The 15,928-nt window shown below is 65.9% G+C and carries 12 protein-coding genes; 7 read left to right on the forward strand and 5 right to left on the reverse strand.

Annotated features, from left to right (window positions below; translation table 11 throughout):
* Positions 1–3 precede the first annotated feature (3 nt).
* The 3 genes from AC3ITW_RS14500 to AC3ITW_RS14510 are packed head-to-tail and all read left to right on the forward strand — an operon-like array spanning position 4 to position 5,117.
* Entirely contained in the window at positions 4–660 is a 657-nt protein-coding gene (locus AC3ITW_RS14500) for a TetR/AcrR family transcriptional regulator (RefSeq protein ID WP_012511565.1), read from the forward strand.
* Positions 660–1,928, forward strand: coding sequence for an efflux RND transporter periplasmic adaptor subunit (locus AC3ITW_RS14505; RefSeq protein WP_006376731.1), 1,269 nt, complete (start codon positions 660–662; stop codon positions 1,926–1,928). Before AC3ITW_RS14500 ends, AC3ITW_RS14505 begins: the two co-directional genes overlap by 1 nt.
* A gap of 15 nt (positions 1,929–1,943) precedes the next feature.
* The gene (locus AC3ITW_RS14510) at positions 1,944–5,117 is read left to right on the forward strand and encodes a multidrug efflux RND transporter permease subunit (RefSeq protein ID WP_006376733.1); all 3,174 of its coding nucleotides are present in this window, start codon (positions 1,944–1,946) and stop codon (positions 5,115–5,117) included.
* Positions 5,118–5,250: 133 nt separating this feature from the next.
* On the opposite strand, the gene AC3ITW_RS14515 is transcribed toward AC3ITW_RS14510, so the two are convergent.
* Positions 5,251–6,399, reverse strand: a complete 1,149-nt coding sequence (locus AC3ITW_RS14515; protein ID WP_006376774.1) for an acyl-CoA dehydrogenase family protein — start codon at positions 6,397–6,399, stop codon at positions 5,251–5,253.
* Positions 6,400–6,551: 152 nt separating this feature from the next.
* Between AC3ITW_RS14515 and AC3ITW_RS14520 the strand changes: the two genes are divergently transcribed.
* The 4 genes from AC3ITW_RS14520 (at position 6,552) to AC3ITW_RS14535 (ending at position 12,597) form a co-directional block, all read left to right on the forward strand.
* Positions 6,552–7,481 (forward strand): ArsR/SmtB family transcription factor, encoded by a 930-nt coding sequence (locus AC3ITW_RS14520; protein WP_006376775.1) that lies wholly within the window; start codon positions 6,552–6,554, stop codon positions 7,479–7,481.
* 13 nt (positions 7,482–7,494) lie between these two features.
* Positions 7,495–8,586, forward strand: a complete 1,092-nt coding sequence (locus AC3ITW_RS14525) for a homocysteine S-methyltransferase family protein (protein ID WP_153675950.1) — start codon at positions 7,495–7,497, stop codon at positions 8,584–8,586.
* A 57-nt stretch (positions 8,587–8,643) separates the two neighbouring features.
* Positions 8,644–11,328, forward strand: coding sequence for a methionine synthase (gene metH / locus AC3ITW_RS14530; protein WP_153675952.1), 2,685 nt, complete (start codon positions 8,644–8,646; stop codon positions 11,326–11,328).
* Between the two features lie 78 nt (positions 11,329–11,406).
* Positions 11,407–12,597 carry an MFS transporter gene (locus AC3ITW_RS14535; RefSeq protein ID WP_012511569.1) on the forward strand — a complete coding sequence of 397 codons (1,191 nt, stop codon included), beginning with the start codon at positions 11,407–11,409 and terminating at the stop codon, positions 12,595–12,597.
* Between the two features lie 45 nt (positions 12,598–12,642).
* On the opposite strand, the gene AC3ITW_RS14540 is transcribed toward AC3ITW_RS14535, so the two are convergent.
* Genes AC3ITW_RS14540 through AC3ITW_RS14555 form a run of 4 tightly spaced genes read right to left on the reverse strand, consistent with a single transcriptional unit; the run spans position 12,643 to position 15,922 of the window.
* On the reverse strand, positions 12,643–13,329 hold the full coding sequence (locus AC3ITW_RS14540; protein WP_012511570.1) for a DUF2058 domain-containing protein: 687 nt from the start codon (positions 13,327–13,329) through the stop codon (positions 12,643–12,645).
* 10 nt (positions 13,330–13,339) lie between these two features.
* Positions 13,340–13,579, reverse strand: coding sequence for a SlyX family protein (locus AC3ITW_RS14545; protein ID WP_006376881.1), 240 nt, complete (start codon positions 13,577–13,579; stop codon positions 13,340–13,342).
* Entirely contained in the window at positions 13,572–14,921 is a 1,350-nt protein-coding gene (locus AC3ITW_RS14550; RefSeq protein ID WP_006376882.1) for a UDP-glucose dehydrogenase family protein, read from the reverse strand. Before AC3ITW_RS14550 ends, AC3ITW_RS14545 begins: the two co-directional genes overlap by 8 nt.
* A gap of 23 nt (positions 14,922–14,944) precedes the next feature.
* Complete coding sequence (locus tag AC3ITW_RS14555) at positions 14,945–15,922, reverse strand: FKBP-type peptidyl-prolyl cis-trans isomerase (RefSeq protein WP_006376884.1); 978 nt, start codon at positions 15,920–15,922, stop codon at positions 14,945–14,947.
* Positions 15,923–15,928 lie beyond the last annotated feature (6 nt).

Consider the following 15,928-nt stretch of genomic DNA (forward strand, 5'->3'; position numbering starts at 1 on the left):
CGCGTGAATCCGGCCTACCTCCCCGTTGCCCTCGACGCGCGCGATGAGCGCGTGTTCGACGCCGTGCGCGAACTGCTGGCCCAACAGGGCATGCAGATGAGCATGGACGCGGTGGCGCAGCACGCCGGATGCTCCAAGCAGACCCTGTATTCGCGCTACGGCAGCAAGCAGCAACTGCTGCGCCGGGTGATGCAGCGCCATGTCGGCCACGCCACCGGGGCCATGGTTCGTGCACTCCGCAGTGACGACCTGCGTGCCAGCCTGCTCCAGTTCGCCACCGACTTCCTGGAGCATTTCAACCAGCCGCACGTAGGACAGGCCTGTCGGCTGATTGCCGCCGACGCGTCCCAGTTTCCCGAAGAGGCGCGTACGCTGTACCGGCATGGTGCCGGCGCGTTGACGCTTCATCTTGCTGAATGGATTGAAACCGTTTGCAGGAGTGGTCAGCTCCGGCATGACGACCCGCACTTCATGGCCGAACTGCTGCTGAGCATGATCGCCGGTCAGGATTTCGACAAACAGCGCTTCCATACCCCCCATCGTGATGACGCGCAGCTGCGTCGGCGCTGGGCAGAGTTCTCCGTCGACAGCTTCCTGCGCGCCTTTGCGCCACAGCCGTCGCCGGCCCCGTCTACAAACCAACCCCGGAGTTCCTCCTGATGACCGCCCCACTCCGCACCCTTGCCCTGACGTGCGCCGTTGCTGTCGCGCTGGCTGCCTGCAAGAAGCCGGAACAGCAGATGCCCCCGCCGCCGGAGGTGGGCGTGATCGACGCCAAGCCGCAGACCTTGCCGCTGCAGCGTGAGCTGGTCGGCCGCCTGTCGCCGTTCCGCAGCGCCGACGTGCGTGCGCGCGTGCCGGGCGTGCTGCTCAAGCGCGTCTACCAGGAAGGCTCCCAGGTCAAGCAGGGCCAGACCCTGTTCCTGATCGATCCGGCCCCGTTGCGCGCCTCGCTCAATGCATCCGAGGCGCAGCTGGCCTCTGCCCGTGCAACCTACGCCAACGCCAAGGTCGCCGCCGACCGTGCGCGCTCGCTGGCCCCGCAGCAGTTCGTTTCCAAGTCCGACCTGGACAACGCCGAATCGGCCGAACGCACCGCGCTGGCCGCGGTCAAGCAGGCCGAAGCGGCAGTGACCTCTTCGCGCATCAACCTGGGCTACACCGAAGTGACCGCGCCGATCAGTGGCGTGGCCAACAAGCAGCAGGTCACCGAAGGCGCGCTGGTCGGCCAGGGCGATGTGACCCTGCTGACCACCGTCGACCAGCTCGACCCGCTGTACGTGAACTTCTCGCTGAGCGTGGATGAGCTGACCCAGCTGCGCGCGCAGCAGGCCAAGGGCGCGCTGGCGCTGTCGGGCGACGGCAAGGCCACGGTCAACGTCAAGCTGGCCGACGGCAGCACCTACAGCGAACCGGGCACCCTGGACTTCTCCTCGACCACGGTCGACCCGGCCACCGGCGCGGTGTCGCTGCGTGCGCAGCTGCCGAACCCGCAGCAGATCCTGCTGCCGGGTGCCTTCGTCAGCTTCCAGGCCAACCTGGGCGAACGCAACAACGCCTACCTGGTGCCGCAGCAGGCGCTGCTGCGCGACACCACCGGCGGTTACGTGATGGTGGTCGGCACCGACGGCAAGGTCGTGCGCAAGAACGTCAAGACCGATGGTGCGCAGAACGGCAGCTGGCTGGTCAGCGACGGCCTGGCCGCCGGTGACAAGGTGATCGTGGCCGGCGTGCAGAAGGTCAAGGAAGGCGCACCGGCGGTGGCCAAGCCGTGGACCCCGGGCCAGGATGCCAACGGCAAGCCTGCCGCTGGCGGCGCCGCTCCGGCGGGCGCAGCACCGGCCGCGGCCAAGGCGCCGGCCGATGCAGCCAAGCCCGAGCAGGCCGATGCGGCCAAGCCGGCCGCCACCGATTCGAACAAGCAGTAACGGGAACCTTCCGTCATGCCTAAATTTTTCATCGAACATCCAGTCTTCGCCTGGGTGGTTGCGATCCTGATCTCGCTCAGCGGCGTGATCGCGATCCTCAACCTCGGCGTCGAGTCCTATCCCAACATCGCCCCGCCGCAGGTGACCGTCTCGGCCACTTACCCGGGCGCCAGCGCGGATACCACCGAAAAATCGGTCACCCAGGTGATCGAGCAGCAGCTGACCGGCATCGATCACCTGCTGTACTTCAGCTCCTCGTCCGCCTCCAACGGCCGCGCCTCGATCACCCTCACCTTCGAGACCGGCACCGATCCGGACATCGCCCAGGTGCAGGTGCAGAACAAGGTGTCGCTGGCCACGCCACGCCTGCCTTCGGAAGTGACCCAGCAGGGCGTGGTGGTGGCCAAGGCCAACGCCGGCTTCCTGATGGTCATCGCACTGCGTTCCGATACCCCGACCATCAACCGTGACGCGCTGAACGACATCGTCGGTTCGCGCGTGCTCGACCAGGTCTCGCGTATCCCCGGCGTCGGCAGCACCCAGCAGTTCGGTTCCGAGTACGCCATGAACATCTGGCTCAACCCGGAAAAGATGCAGGGCTACGGCCTGTCGGCCAGCCAGGTGCTGGCCGCGGTACGCGCGCAGAACGTGCAGTTCGCTGCCGGCGCGCTGGGTTCGGACCCGTCGCCGGAAGGCCAGCACTTCACCGCGACCGTCTCGGCCGAGGGCCGCTTCAGCTCGCCGCAGGAGTTCGAGGACATCATCCTGCGGGCCAATCCTGACGGCTCGCGCGTGCTGCTGAAGGACATCGCCCGCGTCGCCTTCGGCGCCAACAACTACGGCTTCGATACCCAGTACAACGGCAAGCCGACCGGCGCCTTCGCGATCCAGCTGCTGCCGGGCGCCAACGCCCTGAACGTGGCCGATGCGGTGCGCGCCAAGATGGACGAGCTGCAGCCCAGCTTCCCGTCCGGCGTGACCTGGTTCTCGCCGTACGACAGCACCACCTTCGTCAAGATCTCGATCCAGGAAGTGGTCAAGACCCTGTTCGAAGCGGTCTTGCTGGTGTTCCTGGTGATGCTGATTTTCCTGCAGAACTTCCGCGCCACGCTGATCCCGACCCTGGTCATCCCGGTGGCCCTGCTCGGTACCTTCCTGGGCATGTGGATGATCGGCTTCACGATCAACCAGCTGACCCTGTTCGCGATGGTGCTGGCGATCGGCATCGTGGTCGATGACGCGATCGTGGTGATCGAGAACGTCGAGCGCATCATGACCGAGGAAGGCCTGGCGCCGAAGCCGGCCACGCAGAAGGCGATGACCCAGATCACCGGCGCGGTGGTGGCGATCACCGTGGTGCTGGCCGCGGTGTTCATCCCGTCGGCCCTGCAGGGCGGCGCCGCCGGTGAAATCTACAAGCAGTTCGCGCTGACCATCGCCATCTCGATGGCGTTCTCGGCATTCCTGGCGCTGGGCTTCACCCCGGCGCTGTGCGCGACGTTCCTCAAGCCGACGCACAACGACAACCCGAACATCATCTACCGCACCTTCAACAAGTACTACGACAAGATCAGCCACACCTATGTGGGCCACATCACCTCGGCGGTGCGCCACGCCCCGCGCTGGATGATCCTGTTCGTGGTGCTGACCGCGCTGTGCGGCTTCCTGTTCACCCGCATGCCGGGCAGCTTCCTGCCCGAAGAAGACCAGGGCTATGCGCTGGCGATCGTGCAGCTGCCGCCGGGTTCGACCAAGGGCCAGACCAACGAAGTGTTCGCGCAGATGCGTGGCGTGCTGGAAAAGCAGGATGGCTATGAAGGCATGCTGCAGGTGGCCGGCTTCAGCTTCGTCGGTTCCGGCGAGAACGTGGGCATGGGCTTCATCCGCCTGAAGCCGTGGGAGGAACGCAAGTTCACCGCGCCGGAGTTCATCCAGAACATGAACGGCGCGTTCTACGGCATCAAGGAAGCGCAGATCTTCGTGGTCAACCTGCCCACCGTGCAGGGTCTGGGCCAGTTCGGCGGCTTCGACATGTGGCTGCAGGACCGCAGCGGTGCCGGCTACGAACAGCTGACCCAGGCGCGCAACATCCTGCTCGGCCAGGCCGCGCAGAAGCCGGACCATCTGGTCGGCGTGCGCCCGAACGGCCTGGAAAACGCCCCGCAGCTGCAGCTGCATGTCGACCGTGTGCAGGCACAGTCGATGGGCATGTCGGTGTCGGACGTGTACAGCACCATCCAGCTGATGCTGGCCCCGGTGTACGTCAACGACTTCTTCTACGAAGGCCGCATCAAACGCGTGACCATGCAGGCCGATGGCCCGTACCGCACCGGCCAGGAGTCGCTGAAGAGCTTCTACAGCCCGTCCAGCCTGGTCAAGAACGCCGATGGCACCAACTCGATGATCCCGCTCAACACGGTGGTCAAGTCCGAGTGGGTCTCGGCACCACCGTCGCTGAGCCGCTACAACGGCTACTCGGCGATCAACATCGTCGGCTCGCAGGCCCCGGGCACCAGCTCGGGTGAAGCAATGCAGACCATGGAGGCAATCGTCGCCGACGACCTGCCGGCCGGCTTCGGCTATGACTGGTCGGGCATGTCCTACCAGGAAATCCTGGCCGGCAATGCCGCGACCCTGCTGCTGGTGCTGTCCATCGTGGTGGTGTTCCTGTGCCTGGCCGCGCTGTATGAAAGCTGGTCGATCCCGGTAGCGGTGCTGCTGGTGGTTCCGCTGGGCGTGCTCGGTGCACTGGCGCTGTCGATGATGCGTGGCCTGCCCAACGATCTGTTCTTCAAGATCGGCCTGATCACCGTGATCGGCCTGGCCGCGAAGAACGCGATCCTGATCGTCGAGTTCGCGGTGGAGCAGCGTGCCGCAGGCAAGAACCTGCGCGATGCGACCATCGAGGCCGCCCGCCTGCGCTTCCGCCCGATCCTGATGACCTCGTTCGCGTTCATCATGGGCGTGATCCCGATGGCGATCTCCAGTGGCGCCGGCGCCAACTCCCGCCACGCCATCGGCACCGGTGTGATCGGCGGCATGTTGTTCGCCACCCTGCTCGGCCTGCTGATGATCCCGGTGTTCTTCGTGGTCGTGCGCCGCATGCTGGGCGACAAGCTGGATGAACCCTCCAAGGAGTTCATGGAACGCCAGCGCGACGCGGAAACCGCACACCGCCCGGATCGTTGATCCGATGGTGAGCTGAAATGAAAAGGCCCCGGAGCGATCCGGGGCCTTTTTCCTTACGGCCTGGTAGATGCCAACCTTGGTTGGCGCTCTCCGATCCGTGCCAACCAAGGTTGGCAACTACCAGGGCGGTGTCTCAGCGCAGCCCGGTCTCGTTGCGGGCGATCACCAGGCGCTGGATCTCCGAGGTACCTTCGTAGATCTCGGTGATCTTGGCATCACGGAAGTAGCGCTCCAGCGGCATTTCCTTGGAGTAACCCATGCCGCCGTGGATCTGCACGGCCTGGTGGGTGATCCACATCGCCGCTTCCGAAGCGGTCAGCTTGGCAATGGCCGCTTCATTGCTGAAGCGCTTGCCCTGGCCCTTCACCCACGCCGCGCGCAGGGTCAGCAGCAGCGCTGCGTCCAGCTTGCACTTCATGTCGGCGATCTTGGCCTGGGTCATCTGGAAGGTGCCGATTGCGGCGCCGAATGCCTTGCGCTCCTTCACATACTCGATCGTCGCTTCATAGGCGGCGCGGGCGATGCCGATGGCCTGCGAAGCAATGCCGATGCGGCCAGCATCGAGCACGCCCATGGCGATCTTGAAGCCCTCGCCTTCCTGGCCCAGCACGTCTTCGGCCTGTGCCACGTAATCGTTGAACTCGATCTCGCAGGTGGCCGATGCGCGGATGCCCAGCTTCGGCTCGGTCTTGCCGCGGCCGAAGCCCGCCTTGTCGGTGTCGATCATGAACGCGGTAATGCCACGCGCGCCCTTGTCCGGCTCGCTCATCGCAAACAACACGATGTACTTGGCCACCGGGCCGGAGGTGATCCAGCTCTTCTTGCCGTTGATGACGAAGGAGCCGTCGGCCTGCTTGACCGCGCGGCAGCGCATGGCAGTGGCGTCAGACCCGGACTGCGGCTCGGTCAGCGCGAACGCGCCAATGGCCTCACCTTCGGCGATGGCACGCACGTACTTCTGCTTCTGCGCTTCATTGCCGTGGGTGAGGATGCCGTTGCAGAACAGCGAATTGTTGACCGACATGATGGTCGAGTGCGCAGCATCACCGGCGGCGACCTCCACCATCGCCAGCACGTACGCAATCGGGTCCATGCCCGCGCCGCCGTACTCGGCCGGCACTTCGATGCCCATCAGGCCGTTCTCGCCCAGCAGGCGGATGTTGTCCAACGGGAATTCGCCGGTGCGGTCATGGTGCTCCGCGCTGGGGGCGATCTTCTCCTGCGCGATGCGCCGCGCCACGTCCTGCAGCATCAACTGCTCTTCAGTAAAGCTGAAATCCACAACACCCTCCCGGGTACATGATGATGTGGGCCGCACACGGCGCGCCCAGGTGCCCAGATTGTAACGGGGCCGAGGGCTTCCGTACGCCAGCGACTTGACCGGGACAGGCAACCTCAGCGAATATATCTCTATATCGCGATAGGTAGATATTTATGGATCTGGAAGACTGGTCGACACGCCTGAAGGTGTTCGCCGATGCCACCCGCGTGCGCCTGCTGGCGCTGCTGGAGCAGGAGGAGCTGACCGTGGCCGAATTGTCGGCGATTACCCGGCTGGCGCAGCCGCGCGTGTCCACCCACCTGGCGCGCCTGAAGGAAGCCGGTCTGGTGCGCGACCGCCGTGCCGGCGTGTCGGCCTACTACCGCTTCGACGAGGCCCAGCTGGACCCGGCGCAGCGCGCATTGTGGCATGCATTGAGCAACGGAAGCGACGACCCGCTGCTGCGCCAGGATGCTGAACGGGTTGCCGCCGTGCTGGCCCACCGTGCCTCCGACCAGAACTGGGCCGACAGCGTGGCCGGCGACATGGAGCGGCACTACTCCCCGGGTCGTACCTGGGAAGCGCTTGCACGCACCGCGCTGCCGCTGCTGGAAACCGGTGACGTGCTCGATATCGCCTCCGGTGACGGCGTGCTGGCCGAACTGGTGGCCCCGCATGCCAAGCGCTACATCTGCATCGACACCAGTGCGCGCGTGGTTGCCGCCGCCAGCGAGCGCCTGCGCCGCCTGCCCAACGTGGAAGTGCGCGAAGGCGACATGCATGCCCTGCCGTTCAAGGACCGCAGCTTCGACCTGGTGGTGCTGATGCACGCGCTGACCTATGCCAGCAAGCCGGCGCAGGCAGTAACCGAAGCCGCGCGCGTGCTGCGCCCCGGCGGCCGCCTGCTGCTGTGCAGCCTGGCCCGGCACGAACACAAGGCCGCGGTGGAGGCCTACGGCCACGTCAACCTCGGTTTCAGCGACAAGGAACTGCGCAAGTTCGTCGACAAGGCCGGCCTGCAGGTGTCGAGCCTGGAGACCGTCACCCGCGAGAAGCGCCCGCCGCACTTCGAAGTGATTTCGCTGATCGCCAACAAGCCCTGAGCCCGAGACCGCCATGCCCGCCCTGCCCTGGTTGCATCCCGATCGTGCCAATGCCCTGCTCGATGCCCTGCGCGAGCGGATCCTGATCATCGATGGCGCGATGGGCACGATGATCCAGCGCCATGGGCTGCAGGAAGACGACTATCGTGGCGAGCGCTTCGCCGGTGGCTTCGACCATGCCCATGGCCCCGGCTGCGACCACGCAGCGCAGGAAGGCCATGACCTGAAGGGCAACAACGATCTGCTGCTGCTGACCCGGCCGCAGATCATCGCCGACATCCACACTGCGTACCTGGACGCTGGCGCGGATCTGGTCGAGACCAACACCTTCAACGCCACCTCGGTCAGCCAGGCCGACTACCACCTTGAACACCTGGTGTACGAGTTGAACAAGGCCGGGGCGGCAGTCGCACGCGCCTGCTGCGATGCCGTGGCCGCGACCACGCCGGGCAAGCCGCGCTTTGTCATCGGCGTGCTCGGGCCGACCAGCCGCACGGCCTCGATCAGCCCCGACGTGAACGATCCCGGCTTCCGCAACACCAGTTTCGACGAGCTGCGCGGCACCTATCGCGAAGCCATCGACGGCCTGATCGACGGTGGTGCAGACACCATCATGGTCGAGACCATCTTCGACACGCTCAATGCCAAGGCCGCCCTGTATGCCGTGGAGGAAGCCTTCGATGCACGTGGTGCGCGGCTGCCGGTAATGATCTCCGGCACCATCACCGATGCATCGGGACGCACCCTGTCCGGGCAGACCGCCGAGGCCTTCCATGCCTCATTGGCGCATGCGCGGCCGCTGTCGATCGGCCTGAACTGCGCGCTGGGCGCCGATGCGATGCGCCCGCATGTGGAAACCCTGTCACAGGTGTCGGACTGCCATGTCAGTGCGCATCCCAACGCAGGCCTGCCCAACGCGTTCGGCGAGTACGACGAAACGCCTGAAGAAATGGCCGCGACCCTGCGTGGCTTCGCCGAGGCTGGGCTGTTGAACCTGGTCGGTGGCTGCTGCGGCTCCACGCCCGACCACATCCGCGCGATCGCGCAGGCGGTGGCCGGTCTGCCGCCGCGAGCCCTGCCCGGCGCGCAGGAACAGGCTGCATGAACGTCGCCGCCACCGTCCCGCATTCTCCGCCCTATTGCTGTTGAGCCGCCGCCAACCATGACGCCTGTCCACCCTACCCGCCTGTCCGGCCTGGAACCTCTGGTCATCACCCCGGACCTGCTGTTCATCAACGTCGGTGAGCGCACCAACGTCACCGGCAGCGCGCAGTTCCGCAAGCTGGTCAAGGAAGGTCGCTACGAAGAGGCGGTGGACGTGGCCCGCCAGCAGGTGGCCAGCGGCGCGCAGATCCTCGACGTCAACATGGACGAGGGCCTGATCGATTCGGAAGCGGCGATGACCCGCTACCTCAACCTGATCATGTCCGAGCCGGACATCGCGCGCATTCCGGTGATGGTCGATTCCTCCAAGTGGAGCGTGATCGAGGCCGGCCTGAAGTGCCTGCAGGGCAAGAGCGTGGTCAACTCGATCTCGCTGAAGGAAGGCGAAGCGCTGTTCCGCGAGCATGCGCGCAAGGTGCTGCGCTATGGCGCGGCCGCGGTGGTGATGGCCTTCGACGAGGCGGGCCAGGCCGATACCTGCGCGCGCAAGGTCGAGATCTGCACCCGCGCCTACCGCCTACTGGTCGATGAGATCGGTTTCCCGCCGCAGGACATCATCTTCGACCCGAACATCTTCGCCGTCGCCACCGGCATCGAAGAGCACGACAACTATGCGGTGGACTTCATCGAAGCCACCCGCATCATCAAGCAGACCCTGCCGCACTGCCATGTATCCGGCGGCGTCTCCAACGTCTCGTTCTCGTTCCGTGGCAACGAGACCGTGCGCCAGGCGATCCACTCGGTGTTCCTGTATCACGCCATTGCTGCCGGCATGGACATGGGCATCGTCAACGCCGGCGCCATGCCGATCTACGACGAGCTGGAGCCGGAGCTGCGCGAGCGCGTCGAGGATGTGATCCTCAACCGCCGCAGCGACGCCACCGAGCGCCTGCTGGAGATTGCCGAGCGCTACAAGGGCAAGAAGGGCGCAGCGAAGACCGAGGACCTGGCCTGGCGCGAGAAGCCGGTCGCGCAGCGCCTGGCACATGCACTGGTGCACGGCCTGGACGCATGGGTCGAAGAAGACACCGAGCTGGCACGGCAGGCATCGAGCCGCCCGCTGGACGTGATCGAAGGCCCGTTGATGGATGGCATGAACGTGGTCGGCGACCTGTTCGGCGCCGGCAAGATGTTCCTGCCGCAGGTGGTGAAATCCGCGCGGGTGATGAAGAAGGCCGTGGCCTACCTGCTGCCTTACATCGAAGCTGAAAAGGCACGCAGCGGCGATACCGCCAAGAGCAACGGCCGCATCATCATGGCCACGGTGAAGGGCGATGTGCACGACATCGGCAAGAACATCGTCGGCGTGGTCCTGGCCTGCAACAACTTCGAGGTGATCGACCTTGGCGTGATGGTACCGGCGCAGAAGATCCTCGACGCCGCGCGCGAGCACAATGCGGACCTGATCGGCCTGTCCGGCCTGATCACGCCCTCGCTGGAGGAAATGAGCCACGTCGCCCGCGAGATGGAGCGCCAGGGCTTCGACCTGCCGCTGCTGATCGGCGGCGCGACCACCTCGCGCGCGCACACCGCGCTGAAGATCGACCCGCACTACAAGGCGCCCACGGTGTGGGTGAAGGATGCCTCGCGTGCGGTCGGCGTGGCCCAGTCGCTGATCTCGCGCGACCTGCGGGAGGCCTTCGTCGCCGCCAACGAAGCCGACTACGCCGAGATCCGCGCGCGCCACCGCAACCGCGGCGATGCCAAGCGTCTGGTCTCGCTGGAACACGCACGCGGACAGAAGTTCCAGGGCGACTGGGACAGCTATGTACCGCCGGCTCCGAATCAGCCCGGCCTGCACGTGTTCGACGACTACCCGCTGGCCGAACTGGTGCCCTACATCGACTGGACCCCGTTCTTCCAGGCCTGGGAACTGGCCGGCAAGTACCCCGCCATCCTCACTGACGAGATCGTCGGCACCCAGGCCAGCGATCTGTACAAGGATGCCCGCGCGATGCTCGAGCGCATCGTCGGCGAAAAATGGCTGACCGCCAAGGCCGTGTTCGGCCTGTGGCCGGCCAACAGCATCGGCGACGACGTGCGCGTGCAGCACCCCCAGGGCGAGACCACCCTGCACTTCCTGCGCCAGCAGGTGGACAAGCCCGCCGAGCGCCCGGACTTCTGCCTGGCCGACTTCATCGCACCGGCCGACAGTGGCCGCCAGGACTGGATCGGTGCATTCGCGGTCACCGCCGGGATCGGCATCGATGCACACGTGGCCCGGTTCGAGGCCGACCACGACGACTACAACGCGATCCTGCTGAAGGCCCTCGCCGATCGCTTCGCCGAAGCGCTGGCCGAGCGCCTGCACCAGCGCGTGCGTACCAAATTCTGGGGCTACGACCACGCCGAGACGCTGGACAACGAGGCGCTGATCGACGAGCAGTACAGCGGCATCCGCCCGGCTCCCGGCTATCCCGCCTGCCCTGAGCACAGCGAGAAGCGCCGCCTGTTCGACCTGCTGCAGGCAGAAGCCAACGCCGGCATGGAACTGACCGAAAGCTTCGCGATGCTTCCCACCGCAGCGGTATCCGGCTACTACTTCAGCCATCCGCAGAGCCAATACTTCGTGGTCGGCCGGCTCAGCCGCGAGCAGGTGGGCGACTACGCCCGGCGCAAAGGCGTGGATCGCGCCCAGGCCGAGCGCTGGCTGGCCTCCAACCTCGACTACGATCCCGAATGATCCGGTAGCGCCGGGCCATGCCCGGCGTCATCTCCTGTCCACCGGGCATGGCCCGGCGCTACCGTGCATTATTCTGCGATGACCGTTCCCGTTGCCCGTCTTTCCAGCTTCTACCTGTTCTACTACGCGGCGCTCGGTGCGTTCACTCCGTACTGGAGCCTGTTCCTGACCGCGCGCGGCATGAGCGTCACCGCCATCAGCGTGATGATGGGCCTGTGGTATGCCACCCGTGTGGTCGCTCCCAGCACCTGGACCACGCTGGCCGCGGCCTCGCCACGACCGATCCGCCTGCTGCGACTGGGGTGCGTGCTGGCCCTGATCAGTTTCACCGCCTTCCTGCTGCCGCTGCCACAGCCATGGATGTACCCGGCGATGGTGGTGTTCTGCTTCTTCTACAACGCGGTGATGCCGCAGTTCGAGTCGATCACCCTCACCCACCTCGGCAGCGACAGTCATCGCTACGGCCTGATCCGGGTCTGGGGCTCGCTCGGCTTCATCGCCATCGTGACCCTGTTCGGCTGGTTGATCGAGGGCGATGGCAGCGGCAACCGCGCCGCGCTGCTGCCGTGGATGATGCTGCCGTTGTTCGTGTTGATGGTGGCCTCGGCCTTCAGCAACCACTATGCACGTGACATCAGCAAGGCCGACGGCGATGCCACTGGTTTCTGGCAGATCGTGCGCCGGCCACCAGTGCTGGCGTTCTTCCTGGCCGCGTTCATGGAGCAGCTCTCGTTCGGACCGTACTACACGTTCTTCTCGGTCTACATGGACCACCACGGCTACCGCACCTCCACCCTCGGCCTGCTGTGGACCATCGGCGTGGTATTCGAGGTCGGCGTGTTCTTCACCATCGGCCGCTTCTTCCGCCGCTACGACGCCAGCTGGATGCTGCTGATCGCCCTGGTCAGCTCCTGCCTGCGCTGGGCGGTGACCGCGTTGTTCCCGCAGAACCTGCCGGTGATGCTGGTCGCGCAGAGCGCCCATGCGCTCGGCTTTGCCGCCTTCTTCGCGGCAGCGATGCAGATGCTGGCCACTTATTTCCCGGGCCGCCTCAACGGCCATGGCCAGGGCCTGCTGTATGGATTCTCGTCCGGCGTCGGCGGCGTGCTCGGCGCGCTCATCGCCGGCCAGCTGTGGAAGATCGACGACGGCCGCACCGCGTTCCTGGCCGGCAGTGCTTTCGCCCTGATAGGTGCCCTGCTGTGCTTCTTCGCGCTGAGCCTGCCGCTGATCCGCGCACGCCGCACCGGCAGCCGCGCCCAGCAATGAAAACGCCGGGCATTGCCCGGCGTTCCCATCAACCAACCGCACTCATTACCAGACCAGGTCGTCCGGCACCTGGAACTGCGGGTCGGCGTACGGATCTTCCTCGGCCGGCGCATTCGGATCGACCTTCAGCGCCACCGATGCGGCAAACACCGCCTCGGACTGCGCCAGCACTTCGGCGGTGACCAGCAGGTAGCGGCCATTGAGCTGGACCACGCCCAGTTCACCGGCATTGAGCGCAGTCAGCTGTTCGGCGGTCACGTAGATGCGCTTGATCTTGCCGCCGTACGGGAAGTGGCGGGCAATGTCGGCCTCCTCGGCATTCAGGCCCTTGTCCTTCAGCAGCTCTTCCAGCTTGGCCTTCGCCTCGCGGCGCACGCGCGCTTCTTCCTGCTTCAGGCGCTCGGCCTGGATGCGCTCTTCCTTTTCCTTCTGCGCACGGATGGCATAGGCCTTGGCCAGATCCATCTCTTCGGCACTGCGCGGCTTGCGCGGGCCCTGCTGGCCCTGGCCACGCGCCTGGCCGCCGGGCTTGCCGGCTCCAGCGTGGTGGCCATGGCCACGGCGCTCGCCGGGCTTGTGCTCGCCCTTGCCTGCGCCCTGCGGCTTTCCATTGCCATTGCCACCCTTGCCCTGCGGGCGGCCATCACGGCGGGGGCCATCATTCTTGCGCTCGGGCTTGGGCGCTGGCTTGAAGCCCAGGCCCATCAGCTGGTCGCGGAGGGTATCGCTCATAGAGTTCGGATCAGTAGTGCGGCGGCGGCGGTTCGCTCGCCGGATCGGAAGAATTCAGAGCGTTGCGGACCTTGCCCAGGTCTTCCAGCAGCACGCGCAGGATGCCGGCATTGCGGCTGCCTTCCATGCGCGCGTCGGCCAGTGCATCGCTCAGTTCGGCAAGCGCGTGTTCCTGGAAGGACACGCGCATTTCCAGCTCGACCAGGCGCGCTTCCAGCGCCTGCTCGCGTTCACTCGGCAGCTCAGACATGCAACGAACGCCCCCGGCCGATGCCGTAGTAGGCCAGGCCTGCAGCTTCCACCTCGGCCGGCTCGTACAGATTGCGGCCATCGAACACCGCCGCATCCTTCAGCTGCTCGCGCAGCTTCTGGAAATCGGGGCTGCGGAACTGCTTCCACTCGGTCACCACGACCAGCGCGTCGGCACCCTGCAGCGCTTCGTCGGCACTGCTGCAGAACACCAGGTCGTCACGCTCGCCGAAGATGCGCTGCGATTCGTGCATCGCTTCCGGGTCATACGCCCGCACCGTCGCACCACCTTCCCACAGCTGCGCCAGCAGGCGACGGCTGGAGGCTTCGCGCATGTCGTCGGTGTTCGGCTTGAAGGCCAGGCCCCACACCGCAAACGTCTTGCCGCGCACGCCTTCGTCCTCGCCCTTGTCATAGTGGCGCTGGATGAGGGCGAACAGATGGCCCTTCTGTGCATCGTTGACCGCTTCCACCGCGTTCAGCAGCTTCGGCTCGAGGCCGTACTGCTGCGCGGTGCGGGCCAGCGCCTGCACATCCTTGGGGAAGCACGAGCCGCCGTAGCCGGCACCCGGATAGATGAAGTGCCAGCCGATACGCGGGTCCGAACCGATGCCCTGGCGGACCTGCTCGACGTCGGCACCGACACGCTCGGCGATGTTGGCGATTTCGTTCATGAACGAAATCTTGGTCGCCAGCATCGCGTTGGCCGCGTACTTGGTCAGTTCGGCCGAACGTACGTCCATTTCCACCACGCGGTCGTGGTTGCGGTTGAACGGCGCATACAGGCGACGCATCACCGCCACCGATTCTTCGCTGGTCGCACCGATGATGATGCGGTCCGGGCGCATGCAGTCGGCAACCGCGTCGCCTTCCTTCAGGAACTCCGGATTGGACACCACATCGAAGGCGATGTCCGCGTTACGCGCAGCCAGCTCTTCGGCAATGGCCGCGCGCACCTTGTCGGCGGTACCCACCGGCACCGTCGACTTGTTGACCACCACGGTCGGCACACTCATGTACCGGCCAATGGTGCGGGCCACGGCCAGCACGTACTGCAGATCGGCGCTGCCATCCTCGTCCGGCGGCGTGCCGACGGCGATGAAAACGACCTGGCCGTGATCGATGGCAGCCTCAGCGTCGGTGGTGAATGCCAGCCGCAAGGCGGCATGGTTGGCCTTCACCATCGGCTCCAGGCCCGGCTCATAGATCGGGATGATGCCCTGGTTGAGGCCATCCACCTTGGCCTGGTCGATGTCGACGCAGACCACCTGATGGCCGACGTCGGCCAGGCAGGTGCCGGTCACCAGTCCAACGTAGCCGGTACCAAAAATCGCAACGCGCATGTCCGTGCAGGCTCCGTGGTCGCTTACGGCAGGACGCCCAGCAGCTCGACGTCGAAGGTCAGAGTTGCGTTCGGGCCGATCGGGCCGCCCGGGGTGCCGTTTTCGCCATAGGCCAGGTTGCCCGGGATCCAGAAGCGGTACTTCGAACCGACCGGCATCAGCGCGACGCCCTCGGTCCAGCCCTTGATCACCTGGTCCAGGCCGAACTCGGCCGGCTGGCGGCCGTAGGAACTGTCGAACACGGTGCCGTTGAGCAGCTTGCCTTCGTAGTTCACGCGCACCTTGCTGCTCGGCAGCGGACGCTCGCCACTACCCGGGCGGATCACCTGGTACTGCAGGCCCGAGGCAGTGGTCACCACGCCCGGCTGGGTCTTGTTCTTGGACATGAACGCATTGCCTTCCTCGCGGTTGGTCTGCGCGGCGGCGGCGGCCTTGGCCTGCATTTCGGCCTGCTTGGCGCCCATGAACGACTGGATGGTGGCGGTCGCGTCAGCTTCCGTCATCTTCGGCTGGCCCTTGCTCAGGCCGGTGCTGATCGCGTCAAACAGCGAGGCGACATCGATGTCGTCCTTCAGCTGTGCCAGCGACGGACCGACCGAATAGGAACCGATCATCTGCGCCACCTTGACGCGGTCCACCTTCGCCGGCTGCGAACCCGGCGCCACACCCGGCACCTGCTGGCCGCTGCGGGCCATCACCACCTGGCGCAGCGCGGCATCGGTGGCCTTGGCCTGTTCCTGGGTGATCTGCGGCTGCAGGCCTTCGAAGGAGCGCTCCACGGCGGTGCGCAGGGCAGCCACGTCGATTTCATCGGCAATCGGAGTGAACGACTTGGCCACGTCCAGGCCGATGGCGTAGCCGAGCTTCTGCTTGGGGGAATTCAAGGTTGCGGTCTCCTTGGCGGCTGCAGGGGCAGCCGGTTGTTGCGACAGAGCGACACCCGAAGTGCCCATTGCCAGAATCAGAACCGACGCCGCGGCGCCGCGCATTCCCATCTTCATTCGCTG

The organism is Stenotrophomonas sp. KH_052 (assembly GCF_057838755.1).

Excerpts from the sequence above, each read along its gene's own strand:
- AC3ITW_RS14535 (WP_012511569.1), top strand. The coding sequence starts at position 11,407 with ATGACCGTTCCCGTTGCCCGTCTTTCCAGCTTCTACCTGTTCTACTAC.
- AC3ITW_RS14550 (WP_006376882.1), bottom strand. The coding sequence starts at position 14,921 with ATGCGCGTTGCGATTTTTGGTACCGGCTACGTTGGACTGGTGACCGGC.
- AC3ITW_RS14555 (WP_006376884.1), bottom strand. The coding sequence starts at position 15,922 with ATGAAGATGGGAATGCGCGGCGCCGCGGCGTCGGTTCTGATTCTGGCA.
- AC3ITW_RS14540 (WP_012511570.1), bottom strand. The coding sequence starts at position 13,329 with ATGAGCGATACCCTCCGCGACCAGCTGATGGGCCTGGGCTTCAAGCCA.
- AC3ITW_RS14510 (WP_006376733.1), top strand. The coding sequence starts at position 1,944 with ATGCCTAAATTTTTCATCGAACATCCAGTCTTCGCCTGGGTGGTTGCG.
- AC3ITW_RS14545 (WP_006376881.1), bottom strand. The coding sequence starts at position 13,579 with ATGTCTGAGCTGCCGAGTGAACGCGAGCAGGCGCTGGAAGCGCGCCTG.
- AC3ITW_RS14520 (WP_006376775.1), top strand. The coding sequence starts at position 6,552 with ATGGATCTGGAAGACTGGTCGACACGCCTGAAGGTGTTCGCCGATGCC.
- metH (WP_153675952.1), top strand. The coding sequence starts at position 8,644 with ATGACGCCTGTCCACCCTACCCGCCTGTCCGGCCTGGAACCTCTGGTC.
- AC3ITW_RS14505 (WP_006376731.1), top strand. The coding sequence starts at position 660 with ATGACCGCCCCACTCCGCACCCTTGCCCTGACGTGCGCCGTTGCTGTC.
- AC3ITW_RS14525 (WP_153675950.1), top strand. The coding sequence starts at position 7,495 with ATGCCCGCCCTGCCCTGGTTGCATCCCGATCGTGCCAATGCCCTGCTC.